The 19,117-nt window shown below is 53.5% G+C and carries 20 protein-coding genes and 3 pseudogenes; 15 read left to right on the forward strand and 8 right to left on the reverse strand.

Annotation, left to right across the window (positions count from 1 at the left end; all coding sequences use genetic code 11):
• Nucleotides 1–77: 77 nt before the first annotated feature.
• On the reverse strand, nt 78–440 hold the full coding sequence (locus GKR98_12625) for a hypothetical protein (GenBank protein ID QMU58960.1): 363 nt from the start codon (nt 438–440) through the stop codon (nt 78–80).
• Nucleotides 441–596: 156 nt separating this feature from the next.
• On the opposite strand from GKR98_12625, the pseudogene GKR98_12630 reads away from it, so the two are divergent.
• A pseudogene (locus GKR98_12630) lies at nt 597–743 on the forward strand (IS5/IS1182 family transposase).
• Nucleotides 744–788: 45 nt separating this feature from the next.
• Here GKR98_12630 and GKR98_12635 read toward each other — a convergent pair.
• Complete coding sequence (locus GKR98_12635; GenBank protein ID QMU58961.1) at nt 789–1,679, reverse strand: LysR family transcriptional regulator; 891 nt, start codon at nt 1,677–1,679, stop codon at nt 789–791.
• On the opposite strand from GKR98_12635, the gene GKR98_12640 reads away from it, so the two are divergent.
• From GKR98_12640 to GKR98_12655, 4 genes and pseudogenes are all read left to right on the forward strand, one after another.
• Complete coding sequence (locus GKR98_12640; protein QMU58962.1) at nt 1,593–2,330, forward strand: hypothetical protein; 738 nt, start codon at nt 1,593–1,595, stop codon at nt 2,328–2,330. The genes GKR98_12635 and GKR98_12640 overlap by 87 nt on opposite strands.
• 28 nt (nt 2,331–2,358) lie before the next feature.
• Nucleotides 2,359–2,727, forward strand: coding sequence for a group 1 truncated hemoglobin (locus GKR98_12645; GenBank protein ID QMU58963.1), 369 nt, complete (start codon nt 2,359–2,361; stop codon nt 2,725–2,727).
• 45 nt (nt 2,728–2,772) lie between these two features.
• Nucleotides 2,773–3,273, forward strand: coding sequence for an aldehyde-activating protein (locus GKR98_12650; protein ID QMU58964.1), 501 nt, complete (start codon nt 2,773–2,775; stop codon nt 3,271–3,273).
• A 410-nt stretch (nt 3,274–3,683) separates the two neighbouring features.
• Nucleotides 3,684–4,315: pseudogene (locus GKR98_12655) on the forward strand (IS3 family transposase).
• Between the two features lie 524 nt (nt 4,316–4,839).
• Here GKR98_12655 and GKR98_12660 read toward each other — a convergent pair.
• A protein-coding gene (locus GKR98_12660; protein QMU58965.1) for an IS3 family transposase occupies nt 4,840–6,191 on the reverse strand; the annotation gives its coding sequence in 2 pieces (ribosomal slippage) (nt 4,840–5,853 and nt 5,856–6,191; 1,350 coding nt in all).
• A 44-nt stretch (nt 6,192–6,235) separates the two neighbouring features.
• Nucleotides 6,236–6,529, reverse strand: coding sequence for a hypothetical protein (locus tag GKR98_12665; GenBank protein QMU58966.1), 294 nt, complete (start codon nt 6,527–6,529; stop codon nt 6,236–6,238).
• A gap of 126 nt (nt 6,530–6,655) precedes the next feature.
• Here GKR98_12665 and GKR98_12670 point away from each other — a divergent pair.
• Nucleotides 6,656–7,048, forward strand: a pseudogene (locus tag GKR98_12670) (SDR family oxidoreductase).
• Between the two features lies 1 nt (nt 7,049).
• Here the strand turns inward: GKR98_12670 and GKR98_12675 are convergent.
• On the reverse strand, nt 7,050–7,736 hold the full coding sequence (locus tag GKR98_12675) for a hypothetical protein (GenBank protein QMU58967.1): 687 nt from the start codon (nt 7,734–7,736) through the stop codon (nt 7,050–7,052).
• Nucleotides 7,737–7,871: 135 nt separating this feature from the next.
• Between GKR98_12675 and GKR98_12680 the strand changes: the two genes are divergently transcribed.
• Entirely contained in the window at nt 7,872–8,483 is a 612-nt protein-coding gene (locus GKR98_12680; GenBank protein ID QMU58968.1) for a TetR family transcriptional regulator, read from the forward strand.
• 324 nt (nt 8,484–8,807) lie between these two features.
• Here the strand turns inward: GKR98_12680 and GKR98_12685 are convergent, their stop codons facing one another.
• The 3 genes from GKR98_12685 to GKR98_12695 form a co-directional block, all read right to left on the reverse strand.
• A complete protein-coding gene (locus tag GKR98_12685; GenBank protein ID QMU58969.1) occupies nt 8,808–9,431 on the reverse strand; it encodes a hypothetical protein in 624 nt (207 codons plus the stop codon).
• Nucleotides 9,432–9,722: 291 nt separating this feature from the next.
• Complete coding sequence (glnA, locus tag GKR98_12690; protein ID QMU58970.1) at nt 9,723–11,129, reverse strand: type I glutamate--ammonia ligase; 1,407 nt, start codon at nt 11,127–11,129, stop codon at nt 9,723–9,725.
• A 42-nt stretch (nt 11,130–11,171) separates the two neighbouring features.
• Nucleotides 11,172–11,510 (reverse strand): P-II family nitrogen regulator, encoded by a 339-nt coding sequence (locus GKR98_12695; protein ID QMU58971.1) that lies wholly within the window; start codon nt 11,508–11,510, stop codon nt 11,172–11,174.
• Between the two features lie 520 nt (nt 11,511–12,030).
• Here GKR98_12695 and GKR98_12700 point away from each other — a divergent pair.
• The 8 genes from GKR98_12700 to GKR98_12735 all read left to right on the forward strand — a co-directional run bounded on the left by GKR98_12700 (nt 12,031) and on the right by GKR98_12735 (nt 19,094).
• Nucleotides 12,031–12,276 carry a hypothetical protein gene (locus GKR98_12700; protein QMU58972.1) on the forward strand — a complete coding sequence of 82 codons (246 nt, stop codon included), beginning with the start codon at nt 12,031–12,033 and terminating at the stop codon, nt 12,274–12,276.
• A gap of 122 nt (nt 12,277–12,398) precedes the next feature.
• Complete coding sequence (locus GKR98_12705; GenBank protein ID QMU58973.1) at nt 12,399–13,067, forward strand: NAD(P)H-hydrate epimerase; 669 nt, start codon at nt 12,399–12,401, stop codon at nt 13,065–13,067.
• A gap of 161 nt (nt 13,068–13,228) precedes the next feature.
• Nucleotides 13,229–14,167 (forward strand): NAD(P)H-hydrate dehydratase, encoded by a 939-nt coding sequence (locus GKR98_12710; protein ID QMU58974.1) that lies wholly within the window; start codon nt 13,229–13,231, stop codon nt 14,165–14,167.
• A 302-nt stretch (nt 14,168–14,469) separates the two neighbouring features.
• On the forward strand, nt 14,470–15,684 hold the full coding sequence (locus GKR98_12715; GenBank protein ID QMU58975.1) for a methyltransferase domain-containing protein: 1,215 nt from the start codon (nt 14,470–14,472) through the stop codon (nt 15,682–15,684).
• A gap of 7 nt (nt 15,685–15,691) precedes the next feature.
• Complete coding sequence (locus GKR98_12720; GenBank protein ID QMU58976.1) at nt 15,692–16,132, forward strand: TrgA family protein; 441 nt, start codon at nt 15,692–15,694, stop codon at nt 16,130–16,132.
• Nucleotides 16,129–17,253 (forward strand): NUDIX domain-containing protein, encoded by a 1,125-nt coding sequence (locus tag GKR98_12725; protein ID QMU58977.1) that lies wholly within the window; start codon nt 16,129–16,131, stop codon nt 17,251–17,253. Before GKR98_12720 ends, GKR98_12725 begins: the two co-directional genes overlap by 4 nt.
• An 85-nt stretch (nt 17,254–17,338) precedes the next feature.
• Nucleotides 17,339–18,367: a cysteine synthase A gene (locus GKR98_12730; protein ID QMU58978.1), complete on the forward strand. Its 1,029-nt coding sequence runs from the start codon at nt 17,339–17,341 to the stop codon at nt 18,365–18,367.
• Between the two features lie 4 nt (nt 18,368–18,371).
• On the forward strand, nt 18,372–19,094 hold the full coding sequence (locus tag GKR98_12735) for an alanyl-tRNA editing protein (GenBank protein QMU58979.1): 723 nt from the start codon (nt 18,372–18,374) through the stop codon (nt 19,092–19,094).
• The last annotated feature ends 23 nt before the right edge of the window (nt 19,095–19,117 follow it).

Below are 19,117 nucleotides of genomic sequence, written 5' to 3' on the forward strand. Positions count from 1 at the left end.
TAGGTCGGCTTTGCAGGAAAAGCGCCAATTCGCCGGATCTGCTCCAATGGTTGCTTTCGTTGGCGACAAAAACGGCTCTAGAGGCATACGCCACCAAATCTGGAGGCAAGTTTATTAATGGAGCCATCCGTTGCTTCCCAATGAACTCTCCAAACTAGAGTGCAAGGAAAACCGCTCTTTTCGAACTTTGCGTAGCTATTGGCGTCATCGACCAAAAACCCTTGTTCGCTCAAACGAGCGGTGAGTTCGTCCACCGACAGCGGTAAGGGAAATGCTGCTGACACTCGCCTACCAAACTCTTCGTCAGCCTCGGCAAAATTACCTGGAAGTTTTCTGGCAATTTCAGGCGGAAGTGGAAGTGGCGGGAACAGGAGTAAGTAACCTCCGATGATCAAAAACAATAATAATGCGACCCCACCCAAAAATAATTTCCTTAGCATGTCCAAAATCTTTCACCCCATCGCATCTCGATCAATAGCAGACATTGGTAAATTTTATAGGATTGGTCGGCTTTGGGCTTATTTCGCTGAAGAACTCTTCCTTGATCGAGGCATGAACTGCTGAGTCAATTCCTCCATTGAGCGGGAGGATTGACAATGTTGGGGCCGAGACAGGAAGCACAGGCGGCGCTGTTCTATGAGTTCTCGCTGGAAGATCATGTGCTCCAAGATCACCTGCTGCGCTCGATTGATCGGTTTGTCGATCTGACCAGCATTCGGGCACATCTCGAAGATTTCTACAGCCAAGTGGACCAAAGCGGACTTTCTCAAGTGGCAAAAAGCGACTTATCAAGTCATCAATTCTGCGAATTTTTGACGTCCCTCGAACAAAGATTTCGCAACCTCAATTTCGCGTTTCATATGTTCTCTGAACAAGATCACTCTTTTGGTGTTGCGAAGGTCGCGGTGGTATAACAGCCAAAGTCCAAGTTCGTGCTGACTTTCCGGTTCGTGAAACCGCTCCAAATCGGGATCACTATCTCCCAGGAAGCATGGAAGAAATCCGACGCCGAGCCCCTCTTTCAATGCCGCAAGTGTAAGCGAAGTCTCGTCGACGTAAAACTCGTGATCCGCCTGTGGCCATGCCTGTTTTGTCCACACCCGATGGTTTTCGCAGCAATCGACACCGATCCATTTTTCCTTCACTTCATCTGACCTTACAGCGGCGCAATAGCTACGAGATCCGTAGACGGCCGAAGCAATTGTGGTCAGCCGTGTCCCAATCAGCGTCTCACCCGGATTGTTTGTTTGGCGGATTGCGATGTCGGCTTCGCGTTCAGACAGTCTTATCGAGTCGTTCGTCACTTGGACATTAAGCTGAATTTTAGGGTTGGCGGCACTGAAGCGGGCGAAATATGGCATCAGGATCGTCGAAGCCATATTGAGGATCGCAGTTACGCGCAACTCGCCCGCCGCATCATCAGCGTGATCGCCAATCGCGCCCTCAAATGACAAAAGCTCCTTTTCGATTCTTAGAGCCGAAGTCTCTAATTCCTTTCCTGCCTCGGTAAGGACATAACCAGATGCTTTTCGCTCGATTAAGGGTGCAGCAAGCTTTTCTTCCAGCGCTCGGATACGGCGTGAAACCGTGGAATGTTGAACACCCAAACGCTTTGCTGCGTTGCTAAAAGACCCCTCGCGAGCCACCGCCAAAAATATCCGCGCGTCATCCCATTGCATGATTGTTCCTTTGCGCAGTGCATTTTTGCAAAACCGTTTTCGATTTTTTGGGAGTTCCCAAAACGAGTTGCCGATGCGACCGTCTTATCAAGGGAACTCACTTTACGCCAATTTAACAAAACGGGGGAGACATTTATGTCCGTCGAACACATCCAAAATTCGGTAAACGATGTCATTGCCTACCTAACCGAAAATCCAAAGGACGCTCTGAGCACAAGCCCACCTGTCACTGCGGTCATGGAAAAGGACTTGCGTTGCCGCGCCACCGGCACGGATGGGCAATCAGTGGTTACCGATATGCCTACGGCCGTGGGTGGCGGTGGCAGTGCGCCTTCGCCGGGATGGCTTGCAAGGGCAGCCATTGCCACCTGCGATGCAACCAGAATTGCATTGCGCGCCGCCGAACTTGGGATTGCACTCGATACACTTGAAGTTGTTATGGACAGCGTGGACGATGATCGCGGTCTTTTTGGCATCGATCACACCGTCAGGGCAGGTTCATTGAGCATTCGGACCCGAGTGACCATTGGCGCTGCTGGTGTTGACCAGAAGATTTTAAGGGACATTGTCGACTATGCCGTCAAGCATTCACCGGTTGCGGACAGTTGCAGGGCTGACACGCCATCGACGGTGGAAATCACAATCGCCTGATATCAATTAACTTTTCGGAGGGTCACAAATGACCGTTTCGCTCTACACCCGCCTTGGCGGCTACGATGGAATTGCGACTTTCGCCACCAAACTGATCGGTGAGGCGCAACAAGATGACTTGTTAGGTCGCTTCTGGAATAACCGCGGGGACGATAGAAACGCCCGCGATCTACAAGTTTTGATCGACTATCTCGTCAATCAGACCGGCGGTCAGATGTACTACAAAGGCCGTGATATGGCTCTGGCGCATGAGGGCATGGGCATAACGGAAACTGACTGGACGCGCTTTTTAGACATTGTCATTAGTGTTGCCGGTGAACTGGGTGTCGGACAGACCGAAGGCGGCGAGGTGATGGCCTTTTTGGATAGCCTGAAGTCGGACATTGTAACCGCATAGGACAACAGTTGTCGCGTCTCCCAAATCGATGATATTGAGGTGGGCATGGATCACGATTTTGAGACGGCGATGGGTAGTTGCACCTGCGGGCATGTCCGCTATCAGGTAACTTCAACGCCATTGATCGTGCATGGTTGCCACTGTCGTGGGTGTCAAAAGAACTCGGGGTCAGCCTTTGCAATCAATGCACTGTATGAGGCTGATCGCGTGGCGCTGTTGTCTGGCGAGATCGAGGAGATCATCGTTCCGACGCCCAGCGGCACTGGCCAGGACATTGCGAGATGTTCCGTCTGCAAAGTGGCTGTCTGGAGCAACTATAATATGGGCGGCCCACTTAGAAAGTTCATCCGCTTTATACGCGTTGGCACTTTGGATGAGCCCGACCAAATGCCGCCGGATGTCCACATCTACACGTGCTCAAAACAGCCCTGGGTGACACTGCCAGAAGATGATCCGACGGCAGACGAGTTCTACGTCATTAAGGATACGTGGTCCGAGAGCAGTTTAGAGCGGCTTGAAACGCTTAAGGAACTGGCAGGAGTTTGAAGCTCGTTCCTTTTTGGCCGAACGAGTTGCAGCGAATGCGAATATGACCAGTGTGGGTTTGAAGCGGTAATTCGCGACGTTGCTGACGAACGGCTGCAATGGTGAGCAAATCGGAAATTGACGGCAGGGTTTTGATTGGCAAGAAGCAGAGACGAGGTCGCATTGGTCTCCCAGTGCTGCCACAACACTTTTCTAAAATGTTGATTTTAAATATAAATTATATTAGTTCCACATTTCGTTCCCACACACACCCTTTGTTTAACCACGTTAAGTTCAGGTTGAATCAGAAGTGTTTCAGACGGGCGCGAGAACCGACATGCTTGTTGATCGACTCCCAAGATGCGTAGGCGTTCGAAACTGATACACTGGATAAATGCAGATACACATAGCGCCTCCGGCGACTGGCCGGCTATGGCTATCGCCGGGTTGCAGCCCTGCCATGAGACGCAGGCTGGCACGTGAATGACAAACGTGTCGAGCGTTTGTGGAAACGCGAAAGGCCTAAAGTGCCAATGAAGCAACTGAAGACGGGACGATTTTGGCTGAACGATGGGTCATGTGTCCGGCTTCGCTTCGAGTATCGTAATCACGTCTGGTCGTACAACTTCGTGCAACACAGAACCGAAGATGGCAGAGCGTTCAGGACATTGTACACTCTAGATGAGCACTGCCGGGAATGTCTGGCGATCAGAGTGAAGCGGAAGCTAAGCTCGACAGAGGTCATTGATGCTCTGACGGACATGTTCATCTTACGTGGTGTGCCTGCCTTCATCAGGTCGGACAATGGCCCAGAGTTCATTGCTGAGGCCGTCAGAGACTGGATCAAACGGTTGGGGCCAAGACTGCCAATGTCTAGCCAGGGTCACCTTGGGAGAACGGATATTGTGAAACCTTCAACGGGAGAATGCGCGACGAACTTCTAAACGGGGAAGTCTTCTATTCACTCCGCGAAGTCCAAATCATCATCGAAAGCTGGAGGAAACATTACAACACTAAACGACCCCACAGTGCTCTGGGCTATCGACCACCGGCCCCAGAGGCCAATCATGCATTAACTTTCAAATTGGACCACTCAAATGGGGCTGCTCAATCCGTTAGATCGTAATGATCAGTTGTTTCTAGACTAAAAAATAGTTGATCTTGCATTGAATTTCCTCAGCTACAAAACTTTTGGGTAAAATTGTTTAATGACATGCCGACATTTTTTTCGAGTTGTCGAGTAAGAGTATAATGGCCAAATCGAACGGTTCGCTATTTACGATCCGACCGTCGCATCTATGTAGAGTTCGGGTGTTTTCGACTGGCAACACCTGGTTGAGAATTGATTTTTTCGGGTAGAACCAAATCTGAGTTCGCCCGTGAATTTCGCGCTCTTCCACCTTTTTAACTGTTCGCAAATCGATTTCACGGATCACGCTAGAGTAGTGGCCAGTGCCATCGGTGCAGCTGTCGGGAAAAGATTTTTGAAATGTCAATTTACATTGCTTCGGCCTGTCCGTCGTCAGGGTTTTTGGAACCAAGGGCGGCCTAGACTAAGAGAGAGTTTGGCTGATCTGGTTGGTTTGATTATGCGGCGTGCAGGCGGTGATGCAAGCGCCGCGCTTCGAGCGTCTTTCGTTTGATCCTTTCCCGTTGTCTTAGAATGGCTTTGTCACGCCCGAAGTAGACGTCGGCGGGTGTGACGTTGTTCAGGCTCTCGTGGTAGCGCTTGTGATTGTAGTGATCGACGAAGGCTTCGATCTGGGTTTCGAGGTCTCCCGGAAGGAAGTAGTTCTCCAATAGGATGCGGTTCTTCAGGGTTTGATGCCACCTCTCGATCTTGCCCTGTGTCTGGGGATGATATGGTGCGCCCCGAGAATGCTTCATGCCTTTGTCCTGCAGCCATTCAGCCAGATCGCCAGAGACGTAACTGGACCCGTTGTCGCTGAGGAGGCGGGGTTTGTGGATGACGTGAACCTGATCGCACCCTGATGCTTGTAGCGCCAAATCCAGGGTGTCCGTCACGTCCTCTGCCCGCATGTTCGTGCAGAGTTTCCACGAGATGATGTAGCGGCTGTAGTCGTCCAGGATTGTGCTGAGATAGAACCAGCCCCAGCCAAGCACTTTGAGATAGGTGAAGTCGGTTTGCCAAAGCTGGTTGATCGCAGTGGTCTTGTCTTTGAACTCGTTTGCCGCCTTGAGCACGATAAAGGCCGGGCTGGTGATCAGATCGTGGGCCTTCAGGGCCCGATAGACTGAAGATTCCGAGACGAAGTAGCGCTCCCGATCCGTGAACGTCACTGCCAGTTCGCGCGGCGACAGCTCCGTCTCCTGCAGCGCCAGCTTGACGACCTTGCGCCGGACTTCGTCGGGGATGCGGTTCCAGACATGTCTGGGCTTAGGCGCTTGATCCACAAGGCCAGCGTCGCCGCGCTGCCGATACCGATCATACCAACGGTAAAATGTGGTGCGGGGGATGCCCAGCTTTGCCAATGTTCGACGAGCAGACAAATGCGACCCCTCAACAAGCCGGATGATCTCCAACTTCTCAGATGCAGCATACCTCATTCTTGGTCGCCCCCACCGCCGGTCATGCTTTTTTTGAGAAGACGCAGTTCCAGTGTTTGCTCGGCAACGACCTCCTTCAGGTCTCGGGCTTCGCGGCGCAGGTCCTTGACTTCGTCGGTCGTAGCCGCACGCGCCGTATCTCCAGCAAGCCGCCGTTTGCCAGCTTCCATGAAGTCCTTGGACCATTTGTAGTAGATACCTTGAGATATTCCCTCACGACGGCACAACTCAGCAATGCTGTCTTCGCCACGCAAGCCATCCAGCACGATCCGGATCTTCTCTTCTGACGAATACTGTTTGCGCGTCGCGCGCTTGATCTCTTTGACGATCTGCTCGCCGGGGCTCCTGCGAGTTCCAGTTGTCTGTCTCATGTCCCACTCCTCAGTGGTTACGATGAGCCAACAAAACTCTCTTATCAAATTAACCTAATTGGACCCATAGGCGCTGACTTCAGACACTTCAGCTTGCCGCTGGAAACTATGTCGTTGAGTTCGTCAGATACAAACTCATTTGAAAGGCTGTTCTCTATAAAGGCTGTTTCTGTTTCCAGGGGCACATTGTCCGCTTTTAATTCAACGGAAAAATAAGCTTGAGCAAAAAAGACCAACGCGAGCGCCGCAATTAAAAAAATAAATATCTCATAATAACTGTCCATCGTCGGGGTTTCGGGGGCCAAGAGCGGCCTAACCTCTGAGAGCGTTTGGCTCATTTGTTTGGTTTGATTATGCGGCGTGCTGGCGGTGATGCAAGCGTCGCGCTTCGAGCGTCTTTCATTAAATCTTTTTACGTTTCAGTAGCATGGCTTTGTCCCGCCCGAAGTAGACGTTGGATGTGTCTGACCCGCGACATTGGCGCAACCATGGTTGCGCGTGGATCCGGCAAGATCATCTTCACCGCCTCGCTTTTGACGTTCCAGGGCGGCATCACTGTGCCGGGCTACGCCGCCTCTTAGGGTGGGATTGGCCAATTGACCATGGCGTTCGCTAATGAGTGGGCCGCCCATGGCATCAACGTGAACGCCATTGCCCCCGGCTACATCGATACCGACAATACCGAAGCCCTGGGCAATGATCCGATACGCTCAAAATCAATCCTGGATCGCATTCCTGCGGGGCGCTGGGGCAACCCCGATGATTTCAAAGGGCCGATCGTCTTTCTGGCCCCGGACGCCGCCAACTATATCCACGGCCATGTGATGCTGGTCGATGGCGGATGGATGGGGCGATAGATCAGCTTTTTGCGGGCACGGCGCGCAACAAAATCCACATCAACACCGCATAGGTGAATATCAGCGTCGGCACGGCGGTGTTAAAGCCTGCGTCAAACTCTGGAATGTTCAACCAATCGCGCAAAGACGTTGTGGCGATCGTTGCCAGATACAGGATCGAATACACATAGACACCCAGGATCGCGGCCTTGTTTCCACGGCTGCGCGTGACGCCCGCTTTGGCTTCCTGTTCGAAGAAATACCAGATGACAGCAAAGACGAAGATCGCTTCGATCAGGATCGCCAGCCAGATGTTCGTTTCGTAAAACCCGAAACCGACCTGATGCGTGTCGGTCCCATAGATGTGGTGCGGAAAGCCGGAAATGAAATCCAAAACGAAATGGCCCGCAAATAACGCCAGCCCCACAAGGGCAATCTTTCTGCTTTTGAACAAGGCCCATCCAGCCAGAAACACCAGCACTGCCCAGACCAATTGCGGGATAAGGTCATGGCTATAGGTCATCTCAACCATCACGTTTGCCATGGTTGCATCGAACACATCGCCGGGGCCAGTTGGCTCCAACCCGAGGTAGTGAAAAATCAGCCAAAGAAGATCCTGAAACTGGCTGACCACAAGGAAAAACAGCAATGTCCCCTTTGGAAATTTCTGGTGTGCTATCATGGCGGTAGCAAAATGACCTGCAAGCATGTGTCTGGTCTTTCCTTGATGGTTCTGTGACATCTCACCGCCCCGTTTCGACAGTTTCAACAGGGCGTTGCGTTTTTCGTAATAAACGGTACGATAATCACAGGTCAAGAATAAAATACCAAAGATTACGAAAATATGAGCGAACCACCGAAACCCACGCGCGGACGGCCCAAGACACTGGACCGCGATCAGGTTCTGAGTATGGCTTTGAATGCCTACTGGTCAGGCGGCCCCACCAGCGTCTCGATCGCCGAGATCTGCGATAGGGCCGGGGTCTCCAAACCGGGACTTTACCGCGAATTCGGCAGCGACGACGGGTTAAAGGCGGCAGTTCTGGACCGCTATCACGATAGTGTCCTGACCCCGATGTATGAGGTGCTGGCCACTGACATGCCTTTTGACGATGTGGTGCAAGCCTTCATCAGCTTCATTGCCCAGGATCGCGCATCTGTCGGCATTCCACCGGGATGTTTGCAAGTCTTTGCACGCGCGGTTCATGCCGATCTGGGCCCCTTGGCCGCCGCCCGCGTCGACGCCCTGCGCGAGAAAACCCTGTCCAAATACGCAGACTTGATTGATCGCGCCAAAAACAGTGGCAACTTTGATCCGAACATCCCCACTGACGTCGCCGCCCTGTTCTTTGATGCTCAGAACGGCAGCGCCATGCGGATGCAAAAAGAAGGCGTGCCTGACGCCACCATAAAGGACGTGGTACGCCACGCTTTCGCGGGGTTCGGGAAAAGGTAATCCGCCCAAGATCGGTCTGGGCACCGCACTCTTTGCAGGCGTTAGCTCACTTCTTCTGTCGAAAAATACTTTCAGGGGGTCCGGGGGATGAAATCCCCCGGCGGATCGACGCGCTGTCAGGCGCGGTGAAATATTGATGGAGTAATCAAAAAAGGCGCCCTGGTCAGGGCGCCACTCTATCAATTTTACCAACAGCTTAGCAGTTGTAGACCATCTTGATTTCCACTGATTGCAGTGCGTGCTCGTGGGCGTAAATCTCTTTGCGCTGCGATCCGACGCCGGTTCGTAGAGCCGGAGCCATTTTGGCTCCGACCCTTTTGTAGATTAGCCGCCGTAGAACAGGCCGCCAAATGTTATCACTTCACCCATGTCGGGCGAGCCCATGGTGGTATTGGTTATTGTGCCTTCCATATCTCCGAACAACTCGGTGCCGACTGTGGCGCCGCGCATGTTTGCGGTAGCATCAAAGGTCTCAACGCCTGGGCCGCCCGTTTCGGTCGCGGTCAGTGTGCCAGTCAGCGTGTCTGCGAAAAGACCGTCGGCAACTGCGACATCGGTGGCACCCAACGATCCCGTAACGTCCGCGTCGACAATATTGTCGTCAGTTGCGGTCATTGTGATGTCCACAGAATTAGTCGCAGCGGTAAAGCTCGCTGCCACAGTGCCGTAAACTTCTGTGCCGTCACCATTATCAATTCCGGAGCCCCAGACGCCGGTATAGACGAGATCGCCCCCAGGGTTTGCGGCTGTGCCTGTCTCATTCAACGTCTGAATGCTGTCAATTGCATCGTTCAACTCGGTAGACAGTGCAGCGCGTTCTGCGTCAGTGGGCAACTCAAGCGAGTATATCCCATTTGATACGACGGAATCTGGCGCGGGAGTACTGCCGCCACATGCAGTCAAAGCGAGAACAGCGATGCCAATTAAAGGCAAAGTTACAATTTTCATTTAGTAGTCTCCATATTCAATCATTTTCAACTTAAATAAGCGGCAAACGAGATCGCCACAATCACAAGTAGAAACAGAATTGTTCTGAAAAAACAACGCTAAAATGGCAATTTGTCGTGAAGACGCTGCTAAAAGTTAAATAGGCGCACCTAGTGCCATTAGACTGACCAGCTACTTCCGGACGCTATCTTTTCTGCGGTTTTCCTTAACGTCAAAAAAAGGACAGAGAACCGCACAAAATAAAAAAGGCGCTCCAAACAGAGCGCCTTTTCCAATCCTATCACCAACAGCTTAGCAGCTGTAATACATCTTGAATTCTACCGGATGCGGTGTGTGCTCATAGGCGTAAATCTCTTCCCACTTCAGGTCCATGTAGCCTTGAATCTGAGCGCGCGTGAAGACATCGCCGGCCAGCAAGAAGTCCATGTCGGCTTCCAGTTCGTCCATGGCTTCGCGCAGGGATGCGCAGACCGTTGGAATACCTTCCAGCTCTTCTGGCGGCAGATCATACAGGTCTTTGTCCATGGCTTCGCCCGGATCGATTTTGTTCTTGATGCCGTCAAGGCCAGCCATCAACAGGGCCGCAAAGCACAGATATGGGTTTGCAGCCGGATCAGGGAAGCGGGCTTCCACACGCTTGGCCTTCGGGCTTTCGGCCCATGGGATACGAACACAACCCGAGCGGTTGCGGGCCGAATAGGCGCGCAGAACCGGGGCTTCAAAGCCTGGGATCAGGCGCTTGTAGCTGTTGGTCGCTGGATTTGTGAAGGCGTTCAGTGCTTTGGCGTGCTTCAGGATGCCACCGATGAAATACAGCGCCTCCTGAGACAGGTCAGCGTATTTGTCGCCCGCAAAGATCGGCTTGCCGTCTTTCCAGATCGACATGTTTACATGCATGCCGGTTCCGTTGTCGCCGGCAACCGGCTTCGGCATGAACGTCGCCGATTTGCCGTAAGCGTGCGCCACTTGGTGGATCACATACTTATACTTCTGCAGATGGTCCGCCTGCTCGGTTAGTGATCCAAAGATCAGACCCAGCTCGTGCTGGCACGAGGCCACTTCGTGGTGATGCTTGTCCACTTTCATGCCCATGCGCTTCATCGTCGACAGCATTTCGGAACGGATGTCCTGGCCATCATCAATCGGCGGCACTGGGAAATATCCGCCCTTGACGCCCGGACGATGGCCCATGTTGCCCATCTCGTATTCGGTATCCGAGTTCCACGACGCGTCAATGGCGTCGATCTCGTAGGATACTTTGTTCATCTCAACCGAATAGCGCACATCATCAAACAGGAAGAACTCGGCCTCAGGCCCCATATAGGCAACATCGCCAATCCCGCTGGACTTCAGATAAGCCTCAGCCTTCTCAGCCGTCCCACGTGGGTCGCGGTCATAGGCCTCGCCCGTATCGGGCTCAACAACCGAACAATGCACCGCCAAAGTCTTCTCAGCAAAGAACGGGTCCATATAGATCGATGTCGTATCCGGCATCAGCTTCATGTCGGACTGGTCGATCGACTTCCAACCCGCGATGGACGAGCCATCAAACATGAACCCCTCTTCCAGAAAGTCCTCGTCAACCTGATCCGCCATCACCGTCACATGCTGCAGCTTGCCGCGCGGATCGGTAAAACGGATGTCGACATATTCGACGTCCTCGTCCTTGATCGTCTTCAAGACGTCCTTATTGCTCATGGTCGTGACCCTTTTTCCTTAGATGTCGTCAATTCGTTGAATTTAGAGCGCGTCCTCACCGGCTTCCCCGGTGCGAATGCGAATTGCCTGGCTTACGTCGGAGACAAAGATTTTGCCGTCGCCGATTTTGTCGGTCTTGGCAGCACCGATGATCGCCTCAATAGCGGCATCAACCTGATCGTCGCCCAGAACCACCTCGATCTTTACCTTCGGCAAGAAGTCCACAACGTATTCCGCGCCGCGATAAAGCTCGGTATGACCCTTCTGGCGGCCAAAACCCTTCACTTCCAACACGCTCAATCCCTGAACGCCAATCTCCTGAAGGGCTTCCTTCACCTCGTCCAGCTTGAACGGTTTGATAATCGCTTCGACTTTTTTCATAAAATCCGACTCCCTCATACGGCGCGTTTCATGGGCGACAGACCACGCAGGATTGCCGCCAGCAATCGCCACACGCGACTCCGGTGCAGGCATCCCCGCTGAAAATCTTCAATTGCCTAAATTTTGTGCGACTAGATCAAAATGTACACGAAATTGAATCGGGTCGCGCGCAAAGGATCTGAGCCAGACTATTCATCCGATGGCTGGCAACCCGAAAAAAACCACCCAGATCGATCCTTTTTCGACCCGCAAATGCTTTGTTCAAAAATGCACATGAGGCAAATTTTGATCACACCTCACCGAGCACTCTGACACAAGTGACAATTAGAATTCTGATTGTCACTGAAAAGCGGCGACAAGGTATTATCTGCAGTAATTTCAAGGACAAATCCGCGTGACATCTCGCGAGCAGTTCTGTGATTTGAACATTCGGCTGCTGGTTTCCAAATGTTCCTCATCGGCAGCAACGCCGGACACGAAAACGCAATTATGCAAACATAAAACTCAAGGAACTTAACTTATGAAAAACCTCATCGCAACCGCACTTGTCGCAACTCTTGGCTTTGCTGGCGCCGCTTCGGCAATGGGTGACTCTCGCGTAGACGCTGCTCAGGACACATTGTCTACATATGGCTTCAATGTTGATGCTGACTCGTTGAGCACGGCTCAGGTTGTTGCGCTGGCCTTCATCAGTGTTGATAGCGATCTCCAGCCACACACTGCTGAATCCCGCACGATCAACAAAATCCGCGCAATCCTGAACTAAGAATGCGCCCAGATAGACCGACGTCTCACCCCCCGAGACGTCGGTCAAAAAACCCAAAAAGACCGTTGCTCCTGCAGCGGTCTTTTGTTGTTTTTGGGTGGAATGTGCCGCACCATCTTCCCATGACAGAACTCCTGACAGCCGCGCAGATGCGCGCCATTGAACAAGCCGCGATAGACTCCGGCAAAGTGACCGGTCTGGAGCTGATGGAGCGCGCTGGGCAGGGCGTGGTTGAAGCGATCTTCGAAGAATGGCCCGAGCTTGCGAAAGGAGAGCGTCGCGCTGTCGTCCTCTGTGGACCGGGCAATAACGGAGGCGACGGCTTCGTGGTGGCGCGGTTGCTGAAAGAGCAAGGGTGGGAGGTCGAGGTGTTTCTCTACGGTGACCCCGAAAAGCTGCCGCCGGATGCGAAGGTGAATTTTGAAAGGTGGGCGCGGGTTGGTGCCGTTGAGTTCATTCGATCAAAGGACACAACCGATTACTTGTATTTCGCTGACTTTGACGTGGCAGTTGACGCGCTATTTGGCACGGGGCTAACTCGCTCAATTCCTGAGTCGACCCTGCATTGGGCATTCTTTTTCAATGACAGCCAATCAAAAGACGGAACACCACATACAGTGGCAGTAGATCTGCCTAGTGGCTTGGACACCGACGGTGGCGGCATTATTGGAGAATTCGCCATAGCGCCAGTCGAGCTGACGGTGACATTTCACAAAGAAAAAGTTGGCCTCACTGCGGGAAACGGACCTCGAATTTGCGGCAAAGTCGTCGTCAAGGACATCGGCCTGTGACTTTCTTTCTGGCAGAAATACTCACTTGGGAACGCAACGCGTTCCGGATCGCAGCCTCCCCCGTTTCAAGGGATGCAAACCATGGGCCCGACAAGGGATGTGATGCACCCTCTCTCGTTGCCGATTACGATTCACTCCTCTTCTTCTTCGGAACTTAAAAAATGTCTGAACCCAAGATTGTGACCAAACCCGACATCGCGAGCTTCTCGAAATCGCCGGACACCCACAAATACACCCACGGCCACGCTCTGATCCTCTCCGGCGGTCCCGGCAAAACCGGTGCCGCGCGTCTTGCTGCGCGTGGAGCGCTCAGGATCGGCGCGGGCCTCACCACCATTGCATGCCCCAAAGCCGCGCTCGCAGAAGTTGCCGCTCAAACCACTGCCATCATGTGCCGCCCCATTGGCGGCGCACCGGGTCTGACTGAACTTCTCGAAGATCAGCGCCTGAACGCCCTGTGCCTTGGTCCCGGCCTTGGCCTCGGCCCCGATACCCAAGCTCTGGTCCTCGCCGCCCTGACCCACGTCCCGGCCTCCGAGCCGGGGCCTCGCACGAAAAAGGGAGTAGGCCCCGGATCAGGTCCGGGGCACGTCCGATCCGTGGTTTTGGATGCCGATGCGCTCACCCGCTTTGAACGCAACCCCCAGATCCTCTTCGACGCCCTCCACGAAAACTGCGTCCTCACCCCCCACATGGGCGAATTCAAACGCCTCTTCCCCGACATCGCCGAAAAGCTGACCGCCCCCGCCACCAAAGGTCCGGCCTATTCAAAAGTCGACGCCACCCGCGACGCTGCCAAGCGGGCAGGGTGCACCGTTCTGTTCAAAGGCCCCGATACCGTCATCGCCAGCGCCGATGGTCGCGCCGCTATCAATTCCTCGGCCTACGACCGCTTCGCGCCGTGGTTGGCCACCGCGGGCTCGGGCGACGTGTTGGCGGGTTTTATCACAGGCTTGCTGGCGCGGGGGGTCGAACCCCAACAAGCAGCCGAAACCGCCGCCTGGCTCCACACCGAATGCGCTCTCAGCTTCGGCCCCGGCCTCATCGCCGAAGATCTGCCGGAAGAGCTCCCAAAAGTCTTTCGCGCGCTGGGCGTCTGACCTCGTTCAACAGACACCACCTCGGTTCATTATTGGCCCAAAAATATCCTCGCCGAAGGCATGCGCGCCCGGCGCGCACCCCGGATTTCGTGTCGAAATCCGGTTTCTATCCGTTAACGGAACCAAAATCGGCCGTTCGGGTCCACCGACGCAATACCGACGCAATACAGCCAGCTCTAAATGTCTGATTCGAAAGTCTGATTTCAATCCATCCCTGAACACCGCACGTAATATTAAGAAATGGTTGATGAATACGAAATCGACGCTACTCTTATTGACGATGTCTGTTGGGAGCGGGGATCATGACAGCACTCACAAGCCTGGAAGGCCAAACTGACCTTCCGCGTTACTTTTCAGCGACTTACGCGCTGGCCAGCAATCTGCAAAACGGCCGGATCGATTTCCATTTGCCCGATGGCCGGATTTTTCGCGTCGATGCACCCAATCCGGGGCCGATCGCCGAAATTCACGTCCAAAACCCGGATGTTTTTTCGCGCCTCATTCGCGAAGGCGACCTCGGGTTTTCAGATGCTTACCTGGAAGGATGGTGGTCTACGCCCGACCTTCAGACCTTCATGGATGTCATGCATTCCGACAATGACGAAATGTATGAAAATTTCTCTGGCATGTTCATGGTGCGCGCCTATGAACGCATGCGGCACTGGATGAATAACAATTCCAAGTCTCAGGCCAAGAAGAACATTTCCTATCACTATGATTTAGGCAATGATTTCTATGCCTTATGGCTGGATGACACGATGACCTATTCTTCGGCCTACTTCAAAACAGGGCAAGAGGACCTGGAGCGCGCCCAGACCCAGAAGTACGAAAGCATGGTCGACCTGATGGGCGCAAAACCCGGCGATCACATCCTCGAGATTGGCTGCGGCTGGGGCGGTTTTGCCGAATACGCTGCCAAGCAGCGCGGGCTAAAGGTCACTGGATTAACGATTTCGAAAGAACAATATGACTTCGCAGTCGCCCGTATGGCCAAAGCGGGCCTGAGTGATCAGGTCGAGATAAAGTTGCAAGATTACCGCGATGAAACAGGCATTTACGACGGAATTGCCTCGATCGAGATGTTCGAAGCCGTCGGTGAAAAATACTGGCCCGCCTACTTCCAAACCCTCCGCGACCGCCTGAAACCAGGGAAAAATGCGACGCTTCAGATCATTACAGTCGAAGATCACCGCTTTGAGGCCTATCGGAAAAGCGTTGATTTCATTCAAAAATATATCTTCCCAGGGGGCATGCTCCCGTCGCCGACGGTGCTCAAGCAGCAGGTCGAAAGTGCGGGGCTTAAAGTCGCTGGTTCCATCGAGTTTGGCGAAAGCTACAGCCAGACATTGCGGCGTTGGCACGACACCTTCAATGCCAAATGGGACCAAGTCGTATCGTTGCGCGGATTCGACGATCGCTTCAGAAGAATGTGGAATTTCTATCTAACCTCTTGCGCTGCGGGCTTTCACGCCGGAAATATTGACGTGACACAGATAACGGTCACGAAACCGGGATAGAGAGCAGATGCCCACAGGCGGGAAACTGGTCGCAGCGATTGCGTTCGCAGCGCTTGCATATTTCATAACTGATTTGATCAAACCGTTGTTGCCCGAAGGGTCGCGCGTTGGATGGTTCTCCCAAGTCAATGCTGGCATCGGGCTGGTCATGGGGTGGACCATCCTTGGTCGTGGCGCGGGAAAAACATACCGGCAAGCCTATGGCTATGGTCTTACAACCCTTGGGGCGACTTTCTTCTGGTCATTGGTCGTCTGGGCTGGCTACGAGATGCTGCGGCGATCCATGCGTCTATACTATGATGGTCCTATCGAGGCATTGCAGGAGATGGCGCAACTGATTCTGGACTACGGAAAACTGGCCTTAGTTCAAGACGTTATCCTGCCCGCCGTTGTTGGCGCATTGTTTGTATCCTGGCTGACTGAATTTTTCGCACGCCGTTGGTCGTGACTGCAACCACCAATCTATTCCTTTACGGCACGCTGCGCGACCCTGAGCTGCTTGGGATCGTTGCCGGTTCTTCGCCGTCTGGTCGCCAGGCAACGCTTGCTGACCATGCGGTCTTTTGGGCCAAAGGCGAAGCCTTTCCAATCATAGCTTCTCAGCCAGGTTCGCACACCGAGGGAATACTGATTGAAGCAGATCCGACCCAAAAGGCTGGCCTGGACTACTATGAACTTGATTTCGGGTACATGTTGGTCGATGCCACTTTCTCCGTTGGCGCGGAGCAAATCGACGGCCAACTATATGTTCCAAAGCCCAAAAAATGGGAAATAGGTGAACTCTGGTCACTTTCAGAATGGCAAGCGCAGCACGGGGCGCTCGCGCGAGAGGCGGCTGTTGAGTATATGCGGTTGCAGCCATGGCTGAGTGCTGCAGATGCCGGGCGGGTGTTTTCACAAATTCGAAGCCGCGCTTTCAGTCGCATTCGCGCCCGAAAATCACCGTCGCCGCAGGTTCCGGGAACGACCTATGCCGCGGCAGATGTTCTGATTTCCAAGACCTCGCAACCTTACACGGACTACTTTGCCGTTCGAGAGGATTGGCTGCAATTCCCCCGATATGATGGATCACTAAGCCGCGCAGTTAAGCGCGCGAGTTTTTTGGGCGGCGATGCGGTGACGGTATTACCATTTGATCCGAAAACCGAGAAAGTGTTGGCTATTCAACAGTTTCGTCATGGGGCATTGGTGCGTGGAGATACAAATCCTTGGTGTCTTGAGCCACCGGCGGGGCGGATTGACCCCGGTGAAACCGCCGAAGAGGCGGCGCTTCGCGAACTCAGCGAAGAAGCCGGATTGCTTGCGAACAGCCTTTTGAAGATCGCCGAGTATTATCCTACTTCCGGGGCATTCAGTGAGCATCTGACCAGTTTTATTGCTCGGTGCGATCTTGACGGACGCGATGCGTTTGTTGGTGGAGTCAAAGGCGAGGCAGAGGATATTTTGTCCCATGTCATGCCGTTGGCCGACCTTTTGGAAATGTGCCGAACCGGTCAGGCAAACACTGGGCCCCTAATCATGTCAGCACTTTGGCTTGAGGCCAACCGGCACACATTGGGCACCGAATAGTTTCAATGTAGATGCTGTGACCAACTGCACATTGCATCATGAGCACCGCACGACTAGATCAGAGAAAATTAACAAGGAATATGCGATGAACATTCGCACTGACCTCGCCGATGCAATTGGCAACACGCCGTTAATCCGTCTTCGCGGGCCGTCGGATGCCATAGGGTGTGAAATTCTGGGCAAGGCGGAATTCCTGAATCCGGGTCAGTCGGTCAAAGATCGCGCGGCGTTGTTCATTATCCGCGACGCTGTAGCGACCGGGAAGCTGCGCCCGGGTGGTACAATCGTTGAAGGTACAGCGGGCAACACCGGCATCGGGTTGGCCTTGGTTGGAGCGTCAATGGGATTTAAGACGGTGATTGTCATCCCTGAGACGCAAAGCCAGGAAAAGAAAGATATGATAAGGCTTTGCGGGGCAGAGCTTGTTCAGGTTCCTGCGGTTCCATTTAAGAATCCGAACAATTACGTGCACTATTCGCGCCGCTTGGCAGAACGACTTAACAAGACTGAAAAGAACGGTGCGGTTTGGGCCAATCAGTTCGACAACACTGCCAACCGTCAGGCTCACATTGAAATGACGGGTCCTGAAATTTGGGATCAGACCGACGGCCGAGTAAATGGATTTGTGTGTTCTGTTGGGTCGGGCGGAACGCTGGCGGGAATTGGTCAGGTTTTGCAGCCCAAAGGTGTGAAAGTGGCATTGGCCGACCCGGATGGATCGGGAATGCACAAGCTCTACACAGGTGAAGAACCGCCGGCCGGCAACTCGATAACTGAAGGCATCGGGCAGGGGCGCATTACCGCAAACCTTGAAGGTTTTACGCCTGACGCGTCCTATAAAATTCCCGACAGCGAAGCGTTTCCGACCATATTCGATCTTCTTCAGAACGAAGGCATTTGCCTTGGCGGATCCTCTGGCATCAATATAGCAGGTGCGATCCGCATGGCCCGTGACCTTGGGCCAGGCAGCACCGTTGTTACGATTTTGTGCGACTATGGAAATCGGTACCAATCCAAGTTGTTTAATCCAGCGTTCCTTCGGGAAAAAGGGTTGCCGGTTCCGACCTGGCTAGATGGCGCCGATCGGATTTTACCTAGCGTGTTTGACGACTAACATGATGACACGGCGGCTTTTTCTTGAGGATCCCTATCAAAAGACTGCCAAAGGTGTAGTCACTGCTGTGACCGATGAAGGCGGCGTTGTTTTGGACCAGTCGTTGTTTTACGCAACCAGTGGCGGACAACCCGGAGACAGCGGCAAGCTGACCTGGGCGGATGGCGAATTGGAAGTAGCGACATCCGTTAAAGGAGACAGTGGTGGCATCGTCTTGGTGCCGCAATCAGGGGCTTTGTTGCCGTTGATTGGAACCGAGATAACCCAATCCCTCGATTGGCCGCGCCGGTTTGGGCATATGCAGGTTCATACGGCACTACATTTGCTGTCGGTCGTCATTCCATTGCCGGTTACAGGTGGCTCCATCTCGGCTGGCAAGGGGCGCTTGGACTTTGATATGTTCGATCCACTTGAGGACAAACCAGCATTGGAAGCGCAGCTGAACGCGCTGGTCTCCCGAGATTTGCCAGTGTCAGAGGAGTGGATTACCGAAGCGGAACTGGACGAGAAACCTGGCTTGGTCAAAACGATGTCAGTGCGGCCGCCGCGAGGTGCGGGGCGCATTCGTCTGGTTCGGATCGGAGCGGGTCATGCACAAGTTGACTTGCAACCTTGTGGCGGCACTCAGGTCGCGCGAACAGGTGAAATTGGACGGCTGAGGCTTGGCAAAGTCGAAAAGAAGGGTGCCCGGAATCGCCGTGTCTATTTGCATCTAGATAGCCGGTAACTCGCGGCCTTATAACAACCCGC

It is taken from the genome of Boseongicola sp. (assembly GCA_014075275.1).
Taxonomy (GTDB): Bacteria; Pseudomonadota; Alphaproteobacteria; order Rhodobacterales; family Rhodobacteraceae.

Bases quoted from the DNA above. Each gene is read 5' to 3' on its own strand.
- GKR98_12625 (QMU58960.1), bottom strand. From the start codon at position 440: ATGCTAAGGAAATTATTTTTGGGTGGGGTCGCATTATTATTGTTTTTG.
- GKR98_12640 (QMU58962.1), top strand. From the start codon at position 1,593: ATGTTGAACACCCAAACGCTTTGCTGCGTTGCTAAAAGACCCCTCGCG.
- GKR98_12635 (QMU58961.1), bottom strand. From the start codon at position 1,679: ATGCAATGGGATGACGCGCGGATATTTTTGGCGGTGGCTCGCGAGGGG.
- GKR98_12645 (QMU58963.1), top strand. From the start codon at position 2,359: ATGACCGTTTCGCTCTACACCCGCCTTGGCGGCTACGATGGAATTGCG.
- GKR98_12650 (QMU58964.1), top strand. From the start codon at position 2,773: ATGGATCACGATTTTGAGACGGCGATGGGTAGTTGCACCTGCGGGCAT.
- GKR98_12665 (QMU58966.1), bottom strand. From the start codon at position 6,529: ATGAGCCAAACGCTCTCAGAGGTTAGGCCGCTCTTGGCCCCCGAAACC.
- GKR98_12675 (QMU58967.1), bottom strand. From the start codon at position 7,736: ATGCTTGCAGGTCATTTTGCTACCGCCATGATAGCACACCAGAAATTT.
- GKR98_12680 (QMU58968.1), top strand. From the start codon at position 7,872: ATGAGCGAACCACCGAAACCCACGCGCGGACGGCCCAAGACACTGGAC.
- GKR98_12685 (QMU58969.1), bottom strand. From the start codon at position 9,431: ATGAAAATTGTAACTTTGCCTTTAATTGGCATCGCTGTTCTCGCTTTG.
- glnA (QMU58970.1), bottom strand. From the start codon at position 11,129: ATGAGCAATAAGGACGTCTTGAAGACGATCAAGGACGAGGACGTCGAA.
- GKR98_12695 (QMU58971.1), bottom strand. From the start codon at position 11,510: ATGAAAAAAGTCGAAGCGATTATCAAACCGTTCAAGCTGGACGAGGTG.
- GKR98_12700 (QMU58972.1), top strand. From the start codon at position 12,031: ATGAAAAACCTCATCGCAACCGCACTTGTCGCAACTCTTGGCTTTGCT.
- GKR98_12705 (QMU58973.1), top strand. From the start codon at position 12,399: ATGACAGAACTCCTGACAGCCGCGCAGATGCGCGCCATTGAACAAGCC.
- GKR98_12710 (QMU58974.1), top strand. From the start codon at position 13,229: ATGTCTGAACCCAAGATTGTGACCAAACCCGACATCGCGAGCTTCTCG.
- GKR98_12715 (QMU58975.1), top strand. From the start codon at position 14,470: ATGACAGCACTCACAAGCCTGGAAGGCCAAACTGACCTTCCGCGTTAC.
- GKR98_12720 (QMU58976.1), top strand. From the start codon at position 15,692: ATGCCCACAGGCGGGAAACTGGTCGCAGCGATTGCGTTCGCAGCGCTT.
- GKR98_12730 (QMU58978.1), top strand. From the start codon at position 17,339: ATGAACATTCGCACTGACCTCGCCGATGCAATTGGCAACACGCCGTTA.
- GKR98_12735 (QMU58979.1), top strand. From the start codon at position 18,372: ATGACACGGCGGCTTTTTCTTGAGGATCCCTATCAAAAGACTGCCAAA.